The 494-nt window shown below is 75.9% G+C and carries 1 pseudogene; it reads left to right on the forward strand.

What is annotated here, in order from left to right:
* A pseudogene (locus MTQ10_RS30985) lies at positions 1-494 on the forward strand (hypothetical protein); the annotation flags it as partial.

The raw sequence follows: 494 nt of genomic DNA on the forward strand, positions 1-494 counted from the left end.
GGCGGGCGCCGTCCGCCTCGCCCGCTGGGCCGATGCCGCCCTCGGCCCGGGCCGGTCCGGGGCCCAGGCCGACGGCAAGGCCACCCTGTCCGACACGACCGCTGAACGGGCCGCCCAGGAACTCGGCCTGACCGTCGCTCAGGTTCGTGCCGACTGGGACACCGCCCGCCTCGCCGGCCTGATCGAGGTGCACGGCGACAGCGCCCGCCCCGGCTGGCGGCTGCGTGCCTGGGACCGTGACGACAGCGCCGTCCTGCGCGGCTGGGTGGCCCTCTTCGACGCGTGGTCGCTCGCCCATCCGGAGCCGGCCGGTCACGAGCCCGCCGCCGTCGCCGAGGTCGTCTCGGCCATGCCGCAGGTGCTCTCCTTCCTTCAGTTGTCCGCCGGTCCCGTCCCCGTGGAGCAGCTCTTGGACCTGCTCCGCCAGCGGGTCAGGGAACTGCGTACGGAACGCTGCGAGGTCCCCTACGGCCGGGGCGGGGGCCGTAGGGGAC

Source organism: Streptomyces sp. XM83C (assembly GCF_023072675.1).
Classification (GTDB): Bacteria; Actinomycetota; Actinomycetes; order Streptomycetales; family Streptomycetaceae; genus Streptomyces; species Streptomyces thermocoprophilus.